Origin of the sequence: Rhodococcus sp. 105337, from assembly GCF_012844225.1 — a bacterium.
Taxonomy (GTDB): Bacteria; Actinomycetota; Actinomycetes; order Mycobacteriales; family Mycobacteriaceae; genus Rhodococcus.
This window is the reverse complement of record NZ_JABAGQ010000005.1, coordinates 261,768-280,248: the sequence shown is the minus strand read 5'-3', so window position 1 is coordinate 280,248 and position 18,481 is coordinate 261,768. Positions and strand designations below refer to the sequence as shown.

Below are 18,481 nucleotides of genomic sequence, written 5' to 3'. Positions count from 1 at the left end.
GTATCACTTTCTCCGGAATCCGGGCGGGCAGGGCAATCGCACCCGACTAGGAATGGTACGGAAGTGCCCGGCACAGATGATCTACGAGCAGATCAGGAGCCGGTGCGCCGCCAAGCCCGGAACGCGAACCACCACGCCACCGCGAAGCCGAGGAGCACCAGCGACGGCACGATCCCCGGCGCCGAAGTACGCATCTCGGCCACCGCGCCGACCACCGCCAGCACGGTGAAGACGGTGAGAAAGCCCAGGAGCATCTCGAGTCGCTGCCGTTTCGGAAGACGTTTCACGACTTGACGCCACCTGCGGTCAGACCCGAGATGATCCGGCGCTGGAACAGCAGCACCATGATCACGAGCGGCACCATCACGAGTGTGCCGCCGGCCATGATCGACGCGTACGGGGTGACGTACGGGTCGGTTCCGGTGAAGCGGGCCATCGCGACCGTCACCGGTGCGGTGCGTTCGCTCGAGAGCTGCGACATCAACAGGAACTCGTTGACCGTCGCGATGAACGCGAGGATCGCGGTGGTGAACAGCGCGGGGGCCGCCAGCGGCAGCATCACGAGGCGGAAAGCCTGTCCGCGGGTGGCACCGTCCATCCGCGCGGCCTCTTCGAGTTCCCAGGGAAGCTCGGAGAAGAACGACGTGAGGGTGTACACGGTCAGCGGCAGCACGAAGGAGATGTTCGGGATGATCAGGGCCTGATAGCTGCCGATCCAGCCGATGTCGGTGAACAACTGGAACAGCGGCGTGACGAGTGCGACGACCGGGAACATCGACGCACCCAGGATGATGCCCGTGACGAAGTACTTGCCACGGAAGTCGAACCGTGACAGTGCGTAGGCGGTGAACACGCCGATGAGCAGGGCGATCGCGGTGGTCGCACCCGCGATGATCACGCTGTTGAGCAGTGCGCGCGAGAAGTTGACCTTGGCGGCGGGATCGAGTGCGTCCGCGAAGTTCTGCAACGTCGGGTTCGACGGCCACAGGGAGGTGCTGAACGTCTCCCGCGGATCCCTCAATGCCGTGACGATCATCCAGTAGCACGGAGCGAGGCCCCACACCACGATGATCGCGACCCCGACGTAGGTGCCGAACGAGCGCAACCGGGGCTTGGACGTGCGCGCGGCGGTCATGCGACCTCTCCCTTCCGCTGTTTCTCCTGGGTATCGACGGCGTTGGCCCCCAGGAACCGGACAAGGACGAATGCGCACGCGAAGATGATGAGGAACGTGATCGTCGACAGCGCCGACGCCGAGTTCGCACCCTGCCGCATCTGGTCCACGACGAGCACCGAGATCGTCGACGTCGCGGGATTGGAGCCCATCATGATCGCGGGCAGGTCGTACATACGCAGCGCGTCCATGGTGCGGAACAGGATCGCCACCATCAACGCGGGCTTGACCAGCGGCAACGTGATCTGCGTGAAGCGTTGCCACGCGTTGGCCCCGTCGACCTTCGCTGCCTCGTACACGTCCGACGGGATCATCTGCAGACCCGCGAGGATGAGCAGCGCCATGAACGGCGCGGTCTTCCAGACGTCGGCGACGATGATGGCGAAACGGGCCGGCCAGGGATCGGCGGTCCACATGAAGTCGGTGCCGAGCAGTTTGTTGGCGATACCGTCGTTGGCGAAGATGAAGAACCACAGCTTGGCGGTGACGGCCGTGGGAATCGCCCACGGCACCAGAACCGAAGCGCGCAGCAGGCCGCGGCCGCGGAACGACTTGGCCATCACCAGCGCCATCGCGAAACCGACGACGGTCTCGAGCGAGACGGTGACGACCGTGAAGAAGAACGTATTGAAGATCGACTGCCAGAACTGGGAGCCGAGCGTCCCCGGGGGACACGGGATCGTGCCGGTGGCAGTCCCACAGGTCTGGGTGATCCAGCGCGTGTAGTTGTCGATCCCCACGAAGCCGCCGGTGACGAATCGACCGGTCTCGGGATCGAGGGTCTTCGCGTCACCGTGTACCGACATCCACACCGCTCGTCCGAGCGGATACAGGATGATGACGGCCAGGACGATCATCGACGGAGCGACGAACATCCAGATCGGGATCGTGCGTCGCTTCTTCACCACGGGTACGGGCGCGTTGGGCCCACGATGCCGCCCACCGACATGCCCGCGGTCGGGACCTGACGTGGTCCCGACCGCGGTGTCGTGTGGCGGATCCGCGGGAATACCGACCTGCGGTTCTGCCATGTACTGCTCCTAGAGCATCAGTTGCCGGCGGTTGCGATGCCGGCCTGGGTGTCGTCCAGCGCCTGCTGAACGGTCTTCTCACCGCGGATCGCGGCGTAGGAGTTGTCCGAGATCGCCTTCGACACGGCCGAGTAGTACGGCGACGCCGGACGCGGCTTGGCAGCCTCGAGAACTTCCTTCAGCGTGGTGAAGTACGGGTACTGCTCGATGATCGCCGCATCGTCGTAGACCTCGGCGAGGACGGGAGCGCCGCCCGCTTCGGCGTAGTACAGCTGCGACTGGCGCGTCTGCATGAACTCGAGGAAGTCACGCGCGGTCTCCGGCGCATCGCTGAACGCGCTGATGCCGACGTTGTAGCCACCGAGCGTGGACGCACCCGGTCCGTCGACACCCGGGAGGACGGCGATGCCGTACTTGCCGGCGATCGAGGAGCTCTCACCGTCGGTGTAGAAGCCGGGCCACGTGCGCAGGAACATCGCCTCACCGTTGCCGAACGCGGTCTGCGACTCGCCCTCGGTGTAGGTCTGCGCCGCAGCCGGGATGATGTTGTCCTCGAACGCGTCGACGATGAACTGCAGGCCTTCGGCGGTCTGCTCGTCGATTGCCGGTGCGAGACCGTCTTCTCCGACGAAGGAGCCGCCGAAGCCGTTGACGATCTCGGTGACGTTGACCGTCAGGCCCTCGTAGTTCTTGAACTGGCCGATGTAGCACGCGATGCCGGCTTCTTCGGCCTTCGGGCACTCGGCCTTCAGGTCGTCCCACGTGGCGGGCGCCTGGTCGACGAGATCGGTGCGGTAGTAGAGGAACGCACCGTTCGTGTTCTTGGGCGCGGCGTACAGGGTGCCGTTGTAGGTGCCCGATTCGACGGTCGCGGGCAGCAGGCCCTCGGTGTCGATCGCGAAGTCGCCCTCGAGGGGGCGCAGCCATCCGTTGGCCGCGAATTCCGCGGTGTTGGTGACGTCGACGGCGATGAGGTCGTACTCGTCGCTGCGCGCCTGCATGCGCTGCGCGATGTCGTCGTACTGGTCGTTGGCCTCGGTCGCGAGCGGCTTGAACGTCACCTGCTCGTCCGGATGATCGGCGTTCCAGTCGGCGATGATGCTTTCGAGCGCCGTGTTCAGGGGATCCTGACCCTCGACGATCGTGATCGGGCCGCGGCCGCCTGCCGGCGCAGCACTGCTGTTGTCGTCGCTGCCGGCGTTGTCGTCGGACGAGCAACCTGCGAGGACGAGCGCAGTGGCCGCCGTCGCGGCGATCGCGGCTCTACGCATCGCCTTCGTGTTGAGATTCATCAACTATCTCCCCATTCGAGGTCGGAAAATATCGCCGGTAACGCGGAGGTAACCGACACCGGCCACTACTGTGGCACGCGCCACCCGGAAAAGTCGGCATTCCGCCCATCCTGGACGGCCGAGTGTCGGGGTTCGCCGGTGCTCACCTCCGGAGGTCAGCCGATGCGCGTCCCGTCCGACGTCCTGAAGATGTGAACCTGCTCGGGGTCGAACCGCAGGTGCACGCGTTCGCCCTTCTGCGGCGGACTCCGCCAGTCGCTGCGCGCGACGATCTGCTGGTCTCGGCCACCGACCACCGCGCGCCCGTAGACGTACGCCTCGGAACCGAGTTCTTCGACGACGTCGACATCCATGGGCAGGCCGTCGTTCGAGATCTCGAGATGCTCGGGACGGATGCCGAGGGTGACCTCCGACTCGGTGACCTGACCGACCACATCGCGCGGTACCGGCACATAGCTCTCGTCCAGCCGGACGCCCCGGTCGATGACCGGCAGCCGGAACAGGTTCATCGCGGGCGACCCCATGAATCCGGCGACGAAGACGTTGGCGGGCTTGTTGTAGAGCACGCGCGGCGACGCGCACTGCTGGAGGACACCCTTGTCGAGGACTGCGACGCGGTCACCCATCGTCATCGCCTCCACCTGATCGTGAGTGACGTAGACGGTGGTGGTGTTGAGCCGGCGCTGCAACTGTGCGATCTGCGTCCGGGTCTGGACGCGGAGTTTGGCGTCGAGGTTGGAGAGCGGTTCGTCCATCAGGAACACCTGCGGCTGGCGGACGATCGCGCGGCCCATCGCGACGCGCTGCCGCTGACCACCCGACAGCGCCTTGGGCTTGCGGTCGAGGAACGGTTCGAGGTCGAGCATCTTGGCGACTTCGACGACCCGCTCCCGGATGTCGCTCTTGGGGTGCTTCGCGAGCTTGAGGGCGAATCCCATGTTCTCGGCGACCGACATGTGCGGATACAGCGCGTAGTTCTGGAAGACCATCGCGATGTCGCGTTCCTTCGGATCCTGCGCGGTGACGTCGCGGTCGCCGATGAGGATGCGGCCGCTGTGCACTTCCTCGAGACCGGCGAGCAGGCGCAGCGACGTGGATTTCCCGCAGCCCGAGGGGCCGACCAGGACGAGGAATTCCCCGTCCTCGATCTCGAGATCCAGCGAATCGACCGCGGGGGTCGTCGAGCCCGGGAACAGGCAGACCGCCTTGTCGAAGGTCACCGAGGCCATCGCAGATCCTTTCCGAAGCGGAACACAGTCTGTGCGGTAGGGGAATCTACCGTGTTCGTGGCGTATTTCCGCTACTCGGTGTGAACTCGTCGTCCTCGCCCCAGACCTGGATCCCGCGGAGGCCGGGAACGTCCCCGCGATGGAACACCGGATCGCGTCCTTGCTTGCGCTGTGCGGTGTAGTTGTGGAACAGCGCGTAGGCGATGCCGGACAGCGGGATCAGTGCTATCAGGTTGACGATCGCCATCACGCCCATCGAGAGGTCGGCGAGCGCCCACACGAGGGGCACCGATCCGATCGCACCGAGAAACACGCAGAGCACCACTGCGCTGCGCAGGTACGGCAGTGCCCTGCGCGTCCCGGTGAGAAATTCGATGTTCGATTCGCTGTAGTAGTAGTTGCCGATAACGGAAGTGAACGCGAGAAAGAAGATCATGACGGTGAGGAAATGCACCGTCCAGTCGCCCAGTTGCAGCGACAGTGCGTTCTGGGTCATCGCGGCACCTTCGAGACCGCCGCCGAACTCGGGCTCGGACAGCAGGATGATGAACGCGGTGATCGAGCAGACGAGCCAGGTGTCGAAGTACACGCCCAGGCTCTGCACCAGTCCCTGCTTGACGGGGTGCGAGACGGACGCCGTGGCGCCGGCGTTGGGTGCCGACCCCATACCGGCTTCGTTCGAGAACAGGCCCCGGCGGATGCCGTTCATGAATGCGGCACCGAATCCACCGCCGACGATCTCCCGAATTCCGAACGCGTTCTCGAAGATCAGCCGGAACATCCCCGGCACCTCGCCCACGTTGAGAATCACGACCACCACACCGATCACCAGATATGCGGTCGCCATGACCGGAACCACGATCTGCGACACCGCCGAGATCCGCCGGACCCCGCCGAAGATCACGGCGGCCACGCACAACGCGACCCCTATTCCCACGACGACCTGCAGACCGAAGGTCTTGTCACCGACCGAACCGGCGACCGCATCGACGATCGAGTTGGTCTGCACCGCGTTGAACACGAACCCATAGGTGATCGTGATGATCACCGCGAAGATCATTCCCATCCAGCGCTTACCGAGCCCGTACTGCATGTAGTACGCGGGTCCGCCGCGGTATGCGCCTTTGTCACGCACTTTGTACAACTGCGCGAGGGTCGATTCCAGGAACGCCGTCGACGCTCCGATGAGCGCCATGGCCCACATCCAGAACACCGCACCCGGGCCGCCGAGGCTGATCGCGATGGCGACCCCCGCCACGTTGCCGGTACCGACGCGGGACGCCGCCGAGATCGAAAAGGCCCGGAATGCGGAGATGCCCTCTTCCCCGTCGGGGAGTCGCTCGGGCTTCTCCACGATCGAGCGCAGCATGTCCGGAATCAGCCTGATCTGGATGAACCGCGACCGGATCGTGTAATACAGACCGGATCCGATGAGCAAGGCGATCACGGCATACCAGAACCGGTCGTTGACCGCGGTGACAAAATCGACTGCGACGTCCATCCTGCCGATCTTGGGCTGTTCACGGAGATCCCGCAGCGCTTTGAGGTCAGCACCCCGCGTCGGTGCGACGGCCTACCCTTCTCTGGTGAGCTCGGACAAGATGTTGACCCGGATCGGTGGCCTGCTGAGACAGGCCGAGTCGACGGACAACGCGCACGAAGCCGACGCCTTCCTGGCGGCCGCGCAGCGACTCGCGACCGCCGCCTCCGTCGACCTCGCGGTGGCACGCGCGCACGCGGGCGCCAAGGAGCGTCGCGCCACCCCGGTGCAGCGACTGGTGACCATCGGCGAGGTCGGGAAGAAGGGTCTGCGCACCTACGCGCAGTTGTTCCTGGCCATCGCCGCGGCCAACGACGTGCAGTGCGACATCACGGCCACGTCGACGGTGATCTTCGCCTACGGCTTCGCCGACGATATCGACGTGTGCGAGGCGCTGTACTCGTCGCTGCTGGTGCAGATGGTCCGTGCGTCCGACGCGTATCTGCGGTCCGGCACCTACCGCAGCGAGTCGACGGTCCGCACCGTGATCGAACGGCGCGGCGGGCGCGACGTCAGAACGCGGGTACGCAAGCCGATCGCTCCCGTCACCGCGAGGCTGAACTTCCAGTCGGCGTTCGCTGCGCGTATCGGTGCACGACTCGCCGAAACCAAAGAGGAAATCGAGAAGGACGCCGAGTCGTCGTCTCCCGGGACCGAACTCGTGCTGCGCGGCAAAGCCGTGGAATTGCGCGACTTCTACCGCAGCACGTCCCAGGCCCGGGGAAGCTGGCGGGGCAACCGTGCTCCGTCGGCACGCTCGACCGATGCACAGCGTGCCGGCGACAAGGCGGGTCGCGCGGCTCGCTTGGGTACGGCACCCGAACTTCCGTCGTCGCCGAGGAGGCTGGAGGGATGACCCGGGTTCGTGATATCCGCAAGTCTGCGGTGTACGACGCGGAGGCGATGGTGCGCCGCATGTTCGATCTCGCCGACGAGCGCGGTCTGCGCACGGTCGAGGTGGCCGGATCGAGTGTGACGCTGCCCGTCGAGCGGCGGTTCGCGTCCCTCGATTCGGTGCAGCGGTACGTCGATGCCGTACTCGCGCTCGACTGGGTGCGTGCCCGCTGGCCTCGCGCCGCGGTGCCCGTCCGGATCCGTGTACGCGCCGGGAATACCGCTGCGCATTACGAAAATGATTGCGCCACGATCGCCCTGCCCGAGCATCGCGCGAATCGCGCCTGGGCGTTCCGTGAACTCGTGGTTCTGCACGAACTCGCTCACCACCTCGATCCCCAGGATCCCGACGATCCCACTGAAGCAGCTCACGGCGCCGGTTTCGTCGATCGCTTCCTCACGCTGGTCGGTGAGATCATCGGCGCGGAAGCAGTATTCGTGTTGCGTGCCACGGGGATCACCGGAGGCGAACAGCGCACCTGACAGGACGAGATCCGTCTCGTGCGCTGTCCGCCCGGACGCAGCGGTCACATTCCGGCGATCTCGACCCGGTCGTAGGACGTCACGCCGCCGGCAAGCACCCGAAGGTGATCGTCCATGGTGCCGAGCGTGTGCTCGATCGCGGTGAGTCGGCTCAGGTAGTGGCCGATGGAGTGTTCCGCGGTGACACCGATGCCTCCGTGCATCTGCACCGCCTCCTGCCCGACCTTGCGTGCGGTCCGGCCCACCTGCAACTTCGCCCTCGACGCGATGATCGGATCGACGATGCCGTCCGCCAGTGCCATCGTTGCGTACAGGCTCATGCTGGCCGCCAGCTCGTACAGGACGTACATGTCGGCGGCGCGGTGTGTCAGCGCCTGGAACATCGACAGCGGCACACCGAACTGCTTGCGCTGCTTCAGATAACCCGTGGTCAGCTGCACCGATGCGTCGATCGCCCCGACCGCTTCGGCGCACAGCGCGGCTTGCGCGCGGACGACGGCGCCGGAGATCGCGGCGGACGCGTCGACGGCGTCACCGAGGGGTTGCGCCGCCACGCCGTTCAGCACGATCTGCGCACCGCGTCGCTCGTCGTTCGTGCGGTAGACCGTGCGCGAGAGGCCGTCCGCACCGGCGTCGACCAGGAACAGGCCCACGCCGCCGTCGGGAAGCTTCGCGGACACGAGGACGATGTCGGCGCAATCTCCGTGCAGCACAGGGTTCTTGCGACCGGAGAGCAACCACCGGTCACCGTCGCGGGTCGCGGTGGTGGCGACATCGACCGTGGGCCACCGGCTACCGGGCTCGTCGTGCGCGAAAGCGAGCCGGAGATCACCTTCGGACAACCGCGGCACGAGTTCGGAACGCTGTGCGTCACTGCCGAGTTCGGCGACGAGACCGCCCGGCAGGTACACCGCGGCGAGTACCGGTTCGGGTGCGAGCGTACGGCCGATTTCGGTCATGACCGCCATGACCTCCACCGGGCCGGCACCCATGCCTCCGTGTTCCTCCGCGAAAGGCAGTCCGAGCACTCCCAGTTCGGCGAGCTGCTTCCATACCTCGGGGCTCCACCCCAGGTCGCTGTCGGAGACTCGGTTACGGGCTTCCACGTCGTATGCCGCAGTGAGCATGTCGCGGACGGTCTTACGGAGCAGGTCCTGCTCGGTGTCGAGTTCGAAGTTCATGTCCTGGGCCTCACAGTCCGAGAATCGAAGAAGCGATGATCGAACGCTGTACCTCGCTCGAACCGCCGTAGATGGTCACCTTGCGGGTATTGAGGTAGGCCGGGGTGGTGAGTTGCGCCCATTCCGGCGAATCGATGTCCGAGGCGCCGGACGGCAGCGAGTCCGGTCCCGCAACGTCGACGAGAAGCTCGGTCGCCGCCTGCTGCAATTCGGAGCCTCGGAGCTTCAGCAGCGACGATGCCGGATTGGGCTTACCGTCCGCAGATCCGGCGACCACCCGCAGCTGTGTGAGTTCGAGAGCGAGCAGTTCGTTCTCGAGTTCGGCGAGACGCGAGGCGAAGATCGGATCCGAGAGCAGAGTGCCGTCTCCGACCGCGATGTCCGCCGCGAGGCTCTTGGCGCGAGCGAGCCTGACCTTGGTCGCGCCGACCCTGGCGATGCCGGTGCGTTCGTTGCCGAGCAGGAACTTGGCCTGCGTCCAGCCCGTGTTCTCTTCGCCGACAAGGTTTTCTGCGGGAACACGCACGTCCTCGAAGAACACTTCGTTGACCTCGTGGCTGCCGTCGATCAGCTTGATCGGCCGCCGGGTGACCCCGGGTGTATTCATGTCGATGAGCAGCATCGAGATACCGGCCTGCTTCTTCACGTCCGGATTGGTGCGGACGAGGCAGAAGATCCAGTCGGCGTGCTGGGCGAGTGTGGTCCAGGTCTTCTGTCCGTTGACGATGTAGTCGTCACCGTCGCGCACCGCGCGGGTCTTGAGCGACGCGAGATCCGACCCTGCTTCGGGCTCGGAGAATCCCTGGCACCACCAGATGTCGAGGTTGGCGGTTTTGGGGAGGAAGCGTTCTTTCATGTCCTGCGAGCCGAACTGCGCGATGACAGGACCGATCATCGACGCATTGAACGGCAGCGGTTCGGGCACCGACGCGAGTTGCATCTCGCTGAGCCAGATATTGCGCTGCATGGGGGTCCATTCCTGACCGCCCCATTCGACGGGCCAGTTCGGGACGGCCAGGCCCCGAGCGTGGAGGATGCGCTGAGTCGCGATGAAGTCGTCCTTGCCGAGAGGTTTGCCGGCGGCGACCTTCGAGCGCACATCGGCGGGGATCTCGGTGGTGAAGAAGGTGCGCAGCTCGTCACGGAATGCGCGCTCCTCCTCGGTGAGCTTCAGGTTCATGGGGGCCTTCCGTCACGGGTGGTGGCAATGGCTCATGAACGCCCGGATCCACGTTTTGCGGATTGTGGCGCCCAACACAATGCAAAACTAACCTTACATCGTTAGTTCGTCCAGATCGGCGTCGAAAAGGACCTTCCATGGCACGACCCAGCACGCCCCTGCTCAACCGATCACTCATTCGCGACACCACGCTCGCGCTGGTGGACGAGTACGGCCTCGCTGCCGTGTCCATGCGCAGAATCGCTGCCGAACTCGGCGTGCGCGCACCCTCGCTCTACAGCCACTACGCGAACAAGGACGAGCTGTTCGACGACATCGCCGACGGCATCGCCGAGACGGTGGATGTGAGCGGATTCGAGGGTGAGGACTGGCAGGAAGGACTGCGGATCTGGGCGCGCTCGTATCGGGCGGCGCTCGCCGTCCATCCCAACCTCGTCCCCTTCCTTGCGTCGAGTCCACGCCAACGTCCCACCGCCCTGCATCATGCGGACGCCGTCCACGGAGGCCTGACCCGCGCGGGCTGGCCCCCGCGCACCGCGACGCTCATCGGAGCGTCGATCAAGTACATCGTCATCGGCTCGGCGATCACGTCGTTCGCGGGCAGCTTCGACCCGCACGCCGAGACCTACAGCACCCGATATCCGCATCTCTCTCAGGCGCATCGGCTGCGCGAGTACGCGGCCGAGATCGATGTGGACAGCTTCGAACTCCTCCTGGAATCGTTTCTCCGCGGACTCGAGGACGAATACCCCGGGATGCCGAAGATCCCGGCGCACGGTTGAGCACCCAGTTGACAGTGTGGAGTCGGCGATGCCGTCCTACGGTGGAACGATGACGCGCACCATTCGTATCGGACTTCAACTGCAGCCCCAGCAACAACCCGACTACAGGGTCATTCGCGACACCGTGCTCCGCGCCGAGGACGCCGGCGTGGACATCGTCTTCAACTGGGACCACTTCTTTCCGCTCTACGGCGATCCCGACGGCGCCCACTTCGAATGCTGGACGATGCTCGGTGCCTGGGCCGAGCAGACCGAACGCGTCGAGATCGGCGCACTGGTCACCGGAGGCGGCTACCGCAATCCCGACCTGCTCGCCGACATGGCCCGTACGGTCGACCACATCAGCGGCGGCCGTCTCATCCTCGGTATCGGCTCCGGCTGGTTCGAAAAGGACTACGACGAGTACGGCTACGACTTCGGCACGAAAGGCTCCCGCCTGGACCTCCTGGCCGAATACCTGCCCCGCATCACGTCCCGGTTCGAGAAGCTGAACCCACCGCCCACGCGGCACATCCCGATCCTCATCGGTGGTGGCGGACCGAAGAAGACCCTTCCGCTCGTCGCGAAGTATGCAGACATCTGGCACAGCTTCGGCGAGTTCGACACCCACGTCGAAAAGTCCGACATCCTCGCACAACGATGTGCTGATCTGGGCCGTAGCCCCGACGAGATCGAGCGGTCCACGGACTGGCCCGGCGTCGACAAGGCCGCACTCTACGTCGAGCAGGGCATCACCCAGTTCACCGTCGGCATCGGAGGGCCGGACTACGACCTCGCGCCCCTGGTCGAGGCGATCGCCTGGCGCGACGCGAGCGCCGGTCTCGCCTGAAAAACCCACGGCCTGAAAAACCCACGGGTAGGTGCTGTTACGTGGCGCACACGTCTCAGCACCTACCATGGATGGTGCATGCCGTATCTACCGAATCTTCCACCGTGCACCTCCGACGACTGGGACGACGACCGCCGGCGTCGGCGCATGCGCGATACTCGGCTCGGCCACAGCGGGACCCGCTTCGGCCGCGCGCGCATCATTCTGGCCCGGCTCGTGTACGTGCTCGTACCACTGATCGTGCTGGCCACCCTGTATTGGACGTGGGACGTCGCACCCGTTCGGGAAAAGCTTGCCCTGACACAACCGCAGATCCATCAGGTCTACGACGCGGCGGAGCGAGACGATCTCGATACCGCCGTGGTCGATCTGGTGGGCCTGGGCAACCTCGATGCGACCCCGACCGCCGAGGCGTTACCGGCGTTGAGCGAAATCGGTCAGGTGTGGTCGGTCCAATACGACAACAGCGGTCTCGACACCGCTGTCGTCAGCGACCTGATCCTCGAGCGTGCCGGGTGGTCGGGCGTGGAGAACGTCGTCCTCGTCGGGCACAGCATGGGCGGCATCATCGCGCTGAAAGTCGCGCAGCACCTGTACGAGGAATCACCGCTCGAGGTGAGGGGCGTGATCCTGGATTGCACTCCGGTGGACCTCCACGCGGTGCGGGCCGAAAGCCGCAATGCGGGGGAAGACCTGCTCCGCTGGATCGGCTGGCTGCCCGGCGCACGCGAAAGCCGGTTGATGCGGATGACGGTCGAGGTCGCCGCACGGCAGGATCGTTTCGTCGTCCCCTCGGACCGCTGGTATCGGCGGATCGACACCACCGAACTGCGGAACGTGGTCGACGAAGTGCTGCGCGACAAGATCTTGTCGGACGATGCCGCGAGCAACGGACTGATCGAGGCACAATTCCGCGCGATCGTCGCGTCGGGCGCCACCGACAATCTGCAGGCACTCGCCGAACCCCGCGACGACAAGGTCCGTCCCGCCGTCGTCTTCCTGCGGCCCCGGCTCGCGCAGGACGACCCGGTCGTGGACGTCGACTACACGCAGCGGATTCTCCTCGACCAGGCAGGCGGACCCGGCGGAACGCTCCTCGTGTCGAAGCTCGGACACATCGGGCACGCCAACCCGATCCAGGCGCCGGCGGCGTACAACGAGGCGATCACCCGGCGGGTAGCACCGTTTCTGGACACGCGGCCCGGTGCGGTCGACACGAACGACGACGCGGCGGACGGCATCGCTCCGGACGGATCCTGAAGGCGCACAACGCTCATTACCCGTTCATCTTCTCGTTCCCTGCCGATCGTGTACGACTCCTACGGTGCTCGGAGCCCCCCGAACCGAGGAGATACGCCCGTGGCCCGCACGCACCTGCCCCTGTTCCCGACGCACGACGGCAGTTCGTCCCGCGCGAACATCACCTGCCTGTACAAATGTGGCGACGCATGCTCGCAGAGCGTGCCGAACACCTCCGGCGGTACCTATTTCGGCGATGTCGTGCGTACCGCGCTCACACGCCGCGGGGTGTTGCGCGGCGGCGCCATGGCCGTTCTCGCAGTGGGGGCCGGAGGTGCCCTCGCCGGTTGTGCGGACGACTCCGCGGCCGCGAGCAGCGGTGCAGAACCCACCGCCGGCCCCCGTGCGGTAGATCTCGGACCCGCGGCCACCGGAACGGACTTCGCCGCGGTGGCACCCAACACCGACGACGCCGTGACGGTACCGGCCGGGTACGAATCCGCGGTGGTCATCCGTTGGGGCGATGCCGTTCTGCCCGGCGCTCCCGCGTTCGACATCGATCGCCAGACGGCGGCAGCACAGGAAAAGCAGTTCGGGTTCAACAACGACTTCGCCGGGTTGCTCCCGGTGGACGGGGTAGCGAACACGTATCTGCTCGTCGTCAACCACGAGTACACCACCGAGCCCTTCATGTTCGCCGGTTACGACGCCGAGAACCCCACCGAGGAACAGGTGCGGATCGGCTGGGCCAACCACGGACTGTCCGTCGTCCAGGTCCAGGGTGAGCCCGGGACCGGGCGTCTCACACCGGCATTCGGACCGTACAATCGGCGCATCACCGGAACCACCGAATTCGTCCTCACCGGACCCGCCGCCGGAAGCGAGTTGCTGAAAACCACTGCGGACCCGACAGGCACGCGCGTCGCGGGCACCCTCAACAACTGTGCAGGTGGCCTGACACCATGGGGCACAGTGTTGTCCGGCGAGGAGAACTTCAACCAGTACTTTGCGAACGCAGAACGCATCACCGACCCTGTCGCCGCCGAACGACTGGCGCGGTACGGACTGGAAGGCGGCGAGACCGAACGGAAGTGGGAACGCTTCGACACCAGATTCGACATAGCATCCGAGCCCCAGGAGGTGAACAGATTCGGATGGATCGTCGAGATCGACCCGTGGGATCCGCACTCCGTCCCGGTCAAGCACACCGCGCTCGGGCGTTTCAAGCACGAAGCCGCAACCGTGTACGTCACCGCCGACGGCACAGTGGTCGCCTACAGCGGCGACGACGAGCGTTTCGACTACATGTACAAATTCGTCTCGTCGCGGAAGATGCAACCCGGGAACTCCCGGGCCGCAGTACGGCACAACATGACTCTGCTCGACGCCGGGACGCTGTACGTCGCCGAACTCACCGGCGATCACCCCGACGCGATCGACGGGTCGGGCACACCCCCGGAGGGCGGCCGATTTTCGGGCACAGGCCGGTGGATTCCCTTGCTGCGCGCCGAGGAAGACGGTCGGGGAGTCTCGCTGGTGGACGGCATGAGCGCCGACGAGGTGGCCGTCTTCACCCGGTTCGCCGGCGACAAGGTCGGTGCGACCAAGATGGACCGGCCGGAGGACTTCGAGCCCAACCCGGTGACCGGCAAGGTGTACGTGGCACTGACCAACAACACCAAGCGCGGCGCAGACAGTACTGCCCCCGCCGACGAAGCCAACCCGCGCGTCAACAACAAGAACGGCCAGGTTCTCGAGATCGACGACGACCACGCGGGCACATCGTTCACGTGGAATCTGCTGCTCGTGTGCGGTGACCCGAACGAGGCGGACACCTACTTCGGCGGATTCGACCCGGCGCAGGTCAGTCCCATCTCGTGCCCCGACAATCTCGCCTTCGACCCCCACGGCAACCTGTGGATCTCCACGGACGGTAACGCTCTCGGTTCCAACGACGGCCTGTTCGCCGTTGTACTCGACGGGCCGCGCCGCGGCGAAACGAAACAATTCCTCACCGTGCCGATCGGCGCCGAGACCTGCGGCCCGATCGTGGACGCGGACCGGGTGGTCGTGTGTGTTCAGCATCCGGGGGAGACCGACGAAGCATCGTGGGACAGTCCCGCATCGCACTGGCCCGAGGGCGGCAACACCGCACCCCGGCCGGCTGTCGTCGCAGCATGGAAGTCCGACGGGGGACGGATCGGCACCTGACGGGCCTGCGGCGCGCTACCCCAGCCAATCCAGGACGGCGGCAGCGGTCCAGGACTGCTGCATGCTGCCCAGCGGTTCACCGGTGAACGGTTCGTAGTACTCCGCGAACGAACCGTCACTGACCTGGCGTAACCCCTCCGCCCGCAACATGTTCGAACGTTCTGCCCAACCGCGCCGGGCGAACGCCCACGAGAACAACCACGTCATCACGGGCCACACGGGGCCTCGCCAGTACTCGCGGGGCCGGAACGCTCCCGAGACGGGCGAGGCCGACGGTGGCACCGCGTAACGGAGATCGGGGTGGCCACAGAATTTCGGGCCTTCGAAGGTCCGGAGCAGCGCCCGCTCCGCCTGCCGGTCGAGACCGCCGCACAGAAGCGGAGCAAACATCGCGAGAGTGTCTGTGGCTACCCATTTTCCACTACGAAGGTCGAAGTCCTTCGCTGCGCCGCTGCGGGGATCGGTCGTCGCGACGACGCCGTGCCGGAACCGTTCGGCCCAGCCGTACAGGTCGCGGACATCGGCGTTGGGCCGGGAGTGTTCCTCGCCGATATTGGCCAGAACTTCACACGCCAGGGAGAAGATCGCGCTGACGAACACATCCTCCACCGCGAAGCTCATCGTCTTGGCGAGCACGTCGTCCTCGTAGCGCGCCGCCTTCATCTCCTCGAGCAGCCACAGATAGCGGGCGTACTCGCCGTCACTGGGACGCTCGGCGGGATCGGCGACGTGGTTGAGATCCTCGCGGCGGAAGAGCGGAACGTTACCGGCGGTGACGTTCGAGTAGGCGAGATCCCACCGCGGCGAATTGTCCATGCCCGATTCCCACCCGTGGTAGAGCGCGATGCGGCCGTTACCGTCCAGGTCGCGGGCATGGGCGAGCCAGCGGTGCCACCGCATCAGATCGGCCCACCGGCGGTCCAGGAACTCCTCCGCGACCGCTCGGGTGCTGCGGCCGTGCCGCCGCGAGTTCTCGAGGATGCGTTGCACGGCGATCGCGTGCACGGGCGGTTGCGTGATGCCCGACGTCTCCACTCCCACCGGGGCGTTGTCCGCGAGTTCGGACACGGCCCATCGCGCCGGCCCGGGGAAATATCCGTCGACACCGTTCGCGAACACGATGTGCGGGATCATGCCGTTCTTCCACTGCGCCGACAGCAGGGTGTCGAGTTCCACGACGGCGCGCTCGACGCTGAGCGGCGCGAGCCCGACCGCGACGAACGCGGCGTCCCAGCTCCACATGTGCGGATACAGCCTGGGTGCGGCACTGGTCATGGATCCCAGGTCGTTGCCGCGCAGCAGGTAGGCGGCGCGCGCGGCGAGCTGAGTCGGGGTGAATCCTCGGTCCGGCATCGTCTCATTCTCCGGCTTCCCCGCCGATCCGCACGCCGGGCCCGCCTGTGTAACACGCGCGATACATGCGGGACTACGCTCGAAGTATGGGCAGGCAGCGAGGTGGCCGGGCTGCATCGACGCCGCGCCGGGTGAAAGCGACAGATGCCGCGAAGGGACCCGTGGAGGGTCTGTACGACATCGACACCGGTACATGTGAGCTGGTCAAGGACCGGTATCTGCCCGACGGCTGGGTGCTCGAGGTCAACGGGGTGCCGAGTTCTCATATCGACCTGAGCGATCCCACCCTGCTCGAGTTCGAGTACATGCGCTGGATCGCGCTGCTCGTGGAGAGCAGATTCGCCACCGGCACCCGGCTGCGCGCGCTGCATCTCGGTGGCGGCGCGTGCACGATGGCGAGGTATTTCGCAGCCGTGTATCCCGACGCACGCCAGGTGGTCGTGGAGATCGACGGCCGGCTCGCCGAACTGGTACGCGAGTGGTTCGATCTTCCGCGCGCACCGCTGCTCCGCATCCGGGTGGGGGAGGCCCGCGCGGTCCTGACCGGCCTCTCGGACGACAGCAGGGACCTCGTGGTGCGGGACGTGTTCGCCTTCGACCGGACGCCTGTTGCTCTGACGACGGTCGAATTCACGCGTCACGCGCGGCGGGTGCTCTCGCCCGGCGGCATCTACGTCGTCAACTGCGGGGACACCCGCGACCTGACCACCGCGCGGCGAGAAGCCGCCACGATCGGGTCCGTGTTCGAACACCTGGCTGTGATCGCCGATCCCGCGATGCTCAAGGGCCGAAGGTACGGCAACATCATCATCGCGGGAAGCGATACGCCCCTGTCCGATACCCCTTCGCTGGCAAGGGAATTGCTCGGCGGTGCGGTCCCAGCCCACTTGTGGGACGACACCCAGGTACGGCGGTTCGCGGCCGGTTCGCGCGTGATCGACGACAGTGAGGCCCCGGTCCGGAAGTCCGGCACACCGGTGGACGCCGGAACAAACGGGAAGACGCAGGGGTTGCACGAATCATGACTTCCGTGGACTCGCCCGTATTGCAGGTTTTCCCTCTGGGCTCCCCTTGGCAGACGATCGATCCGTTCCTGTTCGTCGCCCACCACGTCGACGCCTACCCGGCAGGCAACCCCGACCTCGGTCCCGACGCTCCGCTCACCGGCCGTCCGCTCGGTCAGGACTTCGGCAATCCCGAGGGCTGGAACATGTACCACGGCACGACCGTCCCGGGGTTCCCGCAGCACCCGCATCGCGGTTTCGAGACCGTGACGTTCGTCCGGACCGGCATCATCGATCATTCCGACTCCGTGGGCGCCACCGCGCGCTTCGGCGAGGGCGATACGCAGTGGCTCACGGCAGGCAACGGCGTGGTGCACAGCGAGATGTTCCCCCTACTGCACCGCGACCGCCCCAACCCCCTCGAGTTGTTCCAGATCTGGCTCAACCTTCCCCGCGAGTCGAAAACCGCGGAACCTCACTTCGCGATGCTCTGGAACGAGGTCACGCCCACCGTCGTCGCGACCGACGCATCCGGGCGATCCACGCACGTCCGCGTCCTCGCGGGTGCGCTCGGTGACGCGACACCGCCACCTCCACCGCCGGCGTCGTGGGCATCCCGGCCGGAGTCCGACGTCGCGATCTGGAACATCGACCTTTCTGCCGGATCGGAGTGGACACTTCCGCCCGCCGCGGGCCCCGACACCCGCAGGGTCCTGTACGTCTACAGCGGTTCCCCGGTCGCCATCGGTGGTACCGCAGTGGAATCCGGCCACGGTGCGCTGGTCGACGCCACGGCACCGGTGGTACTCCGGGGCGGACCCGACGGGACGCAGATCCTGATGATGCAGGGTCACCCGATCGGTGAGCCCGTCGTGTCGTACGGGCCGTTCGTGCTCAACGACGAAGACGGCGTCCGGAAGGCTTTCGACGACTACCGGCGCACCGGATTCGGTGGCTGGCCGTGGGAGTCCGACGGCCCGGTGCATCCCGCGGAATCGGGGCGCTTCGCGCGTTACCCCGATGGCAGGGTCGAGACGCCCTGACCGGGCAGAATGCGGA

General features: G+C 66.0%; 17 protein-coding genes. 8 read left to right on the top strand and 9 right to left on the bottom strand.

All coding sequences use genetic code 11. From position 1 onward, the window contains the following. Window positions 1–92: 92 nt before the first annotated feature. The 6 genes from HF886_RS11290 to HF886_RS11265 all read right to left on the bottom strand — a co-directional run bounded on the left by HF886_RS11290 (window position 93) and on the right by HF886_RS11265 (window position 6,227). Window positions 93–287: a hypothetical protein gene (locus HF886_RS11290; protein WP_169620954.1), complete on the bottom strand. Its 195-nt coding sequence runs from the start codon at window positions 285–287 to the stop codon at window positions 93–95. Further along, the gene (locus tag HF886_RS11285; protein ID WP_169620953.1) at window positions 284–1,135 is read right to left on the bottom strand and encodes a carbohydrate ABC transporter permease; all 852 of its coding nucleotides are present in this window, start codon (window positions 1,133–1,135) and stop codon (window positions 284–286) included. The genes HF886_RS11290 and HF886_RS11285 overlap by 4 nt, the downstream gene beginning before the upstream one ends. Next, window positions 1,132–2,205, bottom strand: a complete 1,074-nt coding sequence (locus HF886_RS11280) for a sugar ABC transporter permease (protein WP_169620952.1) — start codon at window positions 2,203–2,205, stop codon at window positions 1,132–1,134. Before HF886_RS11280 ends, HF886_RS11285 begins: the two co-directional genes overlap by 4 nt. Window positions 2,206–2,222: 17 nt before the next feature. Continuing rightward, window positions 2,223–3,497 (bottom strand): ABC transporter substrate-binding protein, encoded by a 1,275-nt coding sequence (locus tag HF886_RS11275; protein ID WP_169620951.1) that lies wholly within the window; start codon window positions 3,495–3,497, stop codon window positions 2,223–2,225. A gap of 155 nt (window positions 3,498–3,652) precedes the next feature. Continuing rightward, window positions 3,653–4,726 carry a sn-glycerol-3-phosphate ABC transporter ATP-binding protein UgpC gene (gene ugpC, locus HF886_RS11270; protein ID WP_169620950.1) on the bottom strand — a complete coding sequence of 358 codons (1,074 nt, stop codon included), beginning with the start codon at window positions 4,724–4,726 and terminating at the stop codon, window positions 3,653–3,655. A 46-nt stretch (window positions 4,727–4,772) separates the two neighbouring features. Next, complete coding sequence (locus HF886_RS11265) at window positions 4,773–6,227, bottom strand: alanine/glycine:cation symporter family protein (RefSeq protein WP_169620949.1); 1,455 nt, start codon at window positions 6,225–6,227, stop codon at window positions 4,773–4,775. An 85-nt stretch (window positions 6,228–6,312) separates the two neighbouring features. Here HF886_RS11265 and HF886_RS11260 point away from each other — a divergent pair, with 85 nt between their 5' ends. After that, entirely contained in the window at window positions 6,313–7,122 is an 810-nt protein-coding gene (locus tag HF886_RS11260) for a DUF2786 domain-containing protein (RefSeq protein WP_169652334.1), read from the top strand. Then, window positions 7,119–7,643 carry a TIGR04338 family metallohydrolase gene (locus HF886_RS11255; RefSeq protein WP_169652333.1) on the top strand — a complete coding sequence of 175 codons (525 nt, stop codon included), beginning with the start codon at window positions 7,119–7,121 and terminating at the stop codon, window positions 7,641–7,643. The genes HF886_RS11260 and HF886_RS11255 overlap by 4 nt, the downstream gene beginning before the upstream one ends. Before the next feature lie 44 nt (window positions 7,644–7,687). Here HF886_RS11255 and HF886_RS11250 read toward each other — a convergent pair whose 3' ends face one another. Further along, the gene (locus tag HF886_RS11250) at window positions 7,688–8,824 is read right to left on the bottom strand and encodes an acyl-CoA dehydrogenase family protein (protein ID WP_169652332.1); all 1,137 of its coding nucleotides are present in this window, start codon (window positions 8,822–8,824) and stop codon (window positions 7,688–7,690) included. A gap of 10 nt (window positions 8,825–8,834) precedes the next feature. Next, on the bottom strand, window positions 8,835–10,004 hold the full coding sequence (locus HF886_RS11245) for an acyl-CoA dehydrogenase family protein (protein WP_169652331.1): 1,170 nt from the start codon (window positions 10,002–10,004) through the stop codon (window positions 8,835–8,837). A gap of 137 nt (window positions 10,005–10,141) precedes the next feature. On the opposite strand from HF886_RS11245, the gene HF886_RS11240 reads away from it, so the two are divergent. The 4 genes from HF886_RS11240 (at window position 10,142) to HF886_RS11225 (ending at window position 15,065) form a co-directional block, all read left to right on the top strand. Further along, a complete protein-coding gene (locus HF886_RS11240; RefSeq protein WP_169620944.1) occupies window positions 10,142–10,786 on the top strand; it encodes a TetR/AcrR family transcriptional regulator C-terminal domain-containing protein in 645 nt (214 codons plus the stop codon). Between the two features lie 49 nt (window positions 10,787–10,835). After that, window positions 10,836–11,615, top strand: a complete 780-nt coding sequence (locus HF886_RS11235; RefSeq protein WP_169620943.1) for an LLM class F420-dependent oxidoreductase — start codon at window positions 10,836–10,838, stop codon at window positions 11,613–11,615. A gap of 78 nt (window positions 11,616–11,693) precedes the next feature. Next, window positions 11,694–12,875, top strand: coding sequence for an alpha/beta hydrolase (locus tag HF886_RS11230; protein WP_169652330.1), 1,182 nt, complete (start codon window positions 11,694–11,696; stop codon window positions 12,873–12,875). Between the two features lie 99 nt (window positions 12,876–12,974). Then, entirely contained in the window at window positions 12,975–15,065 is a 2,091-nt protein-coding gene (locus HF886_RS11225) for a PhoX family phosphatase (RefSeq protein WP_169652329.1), read from the top strand. A 15-nt stretch (window positions 15,066–15,080) separates the two neighbouring features. Here HF886_RS11225 and HF886_RS11220 read toward each other — a convergent pair whose 3' ends face one another. After that, on the bottom strand, window positions 15,081–16,418 hold the full coding sequence (locus HF886_RS11220; protein WP_169652328.1) for a glycogen debranching protein: 1,338 nt from the start codon (window positions 16,416–16,418) through the stop codon (window positions 15,081–15,083). An 86-nt stretch (window positions 16,419–16,504) separates the two neighbouring features. Between HF886_RS11220 and HF886_RS11215 the strand changes: the two genes are divergently transcribed. Together HF886_RS11215 and HF886_RS11210 are read left to right on the top strand one after the other, a co-directional pair. Beyond that, complete coding sequence (locus HF886_RS11215; protein ID WP_169652327.1) at window positions 16,505–17,443, top strand: fused MFS/spermidine synthase; 939 nt, start codon at window positions 16,505–16,507, stop codon at window positions 17,441–17,443. Further along, entirely contained in the window at window positions 17,440–18,465 is a 1,026-nt protein-coding gene (locus HF886_RS11210) for a pirin family protein (protein WP_169652326.1), read from the top strand. The genes HF886_RS11215 and HF886_RS11210 overlap by 4 nt, the downstream gene beginning before the upstream one ends. Window positions 18,466–18,481 lie beyond the last annotated feature (16 nt).

Excerpts from the sequence above, each read along its gene's own strand:
- HF886_RS11285 (WP_169620953.1), bottom strand. The coding sequence starts at position 1,135 with ATGACCGCCGCGCGCACGTCCAAGCCCCGGTTGCGCTCGTTCGGCACC.
- HF886_RS11280 (WP_169620952.1), bottom strand. The coding sequence starts at position 2,205 with ATGGCAGAACCGCAGGTCGGTATTCCCGCGGATCCGCCACACGACACC.
- HF886_RS11275 (WP_169620951.1), bottom strand. The coding sequence starts at position 3,497 with ATGAATCTCAACACGAAGGCGATGCGTAGAGCCGCGATCGCCGCGACG.
- ugpC (WP_169620950.1), bottom strand. The coding sequence starts at position 4,726 with ATGGCCTCGGTGACCTTCGACAAGGCGGTCTGCCTGTTCCCGGGCTCG.
- HF886_RS11265 (WP_169620949.1), bottom strand. The coding sequence starts at position 6,227 with ATGGACGTCGCAGTCGATTTTGTCACCGCGGTCAACGACCGGTTCTGG.
- HF886_RS11255 (WP_169652333.1), top strand. The coding sequence starts at position 7,119 with ATGACCCGGGTTCGTGATATCCGCAAGTCTGCGGTGTACGACGCGGAG.
- HF886_RS11250 (WP_169652332.1), bottom strand. The coding sequence starts at position 8,824 with ATGAACTTCGAACTCGACACCGAGCAGGACCTGCTCCGTAAGACCGTC.
- HF886_RS11245 (WP_169652331.1), bottom strand. The coding sequence starts at position 10,004 with ATGAACCTGAAGCTCACCGAGGAGGAGCGCGCATTCCGTGACGAGCTG.
- HF886_RS11240 (WP_169620944.1), top strand. The coding sequence starts at position 10,142 with ATGGCACGACCCAGCACGCCCCTGCTCAACCGATCACTCATTCGCGAC.
- HF886_RS11235 (WP_169620943.1), top strand. The coding sequence starts at position 10,836 with ATGACGCGCACCATTCGTATCGGACTTCAACTGCAGCCCCAGCAACAA.
- HF886_RS11230 (WP_169652330.1), top strand. The coding sequence starts at position 11,694 with ATGCCGTATCTACCGAATCTTCCACCGTGCACCTCCGACGACTGGGAC.
- HF886_RS11220 (WP_169652328.1), bottom strand. The coding sequence starts at position 16,418 with ATGCCGGACCGAGGATTCACCCCGACTCAGCTCGCCGCGCGCGCCGCC.
- HF886_RS11215 (WP_169652327.1), top strand. The coding sequence starts at position 16,505 with ATGGGCAGGCAGCGAGGTGGCCGGGCTGCATCGACGCCGCGCCGGGTG.
- HF886_RS11210 (WP_169652326.1), top strand. The coding sequence starts at position 17,440 with ATGACTTCCGTGGACTCGCCCGTATTGCAGGTTTTCCCTCTGGGCTCC.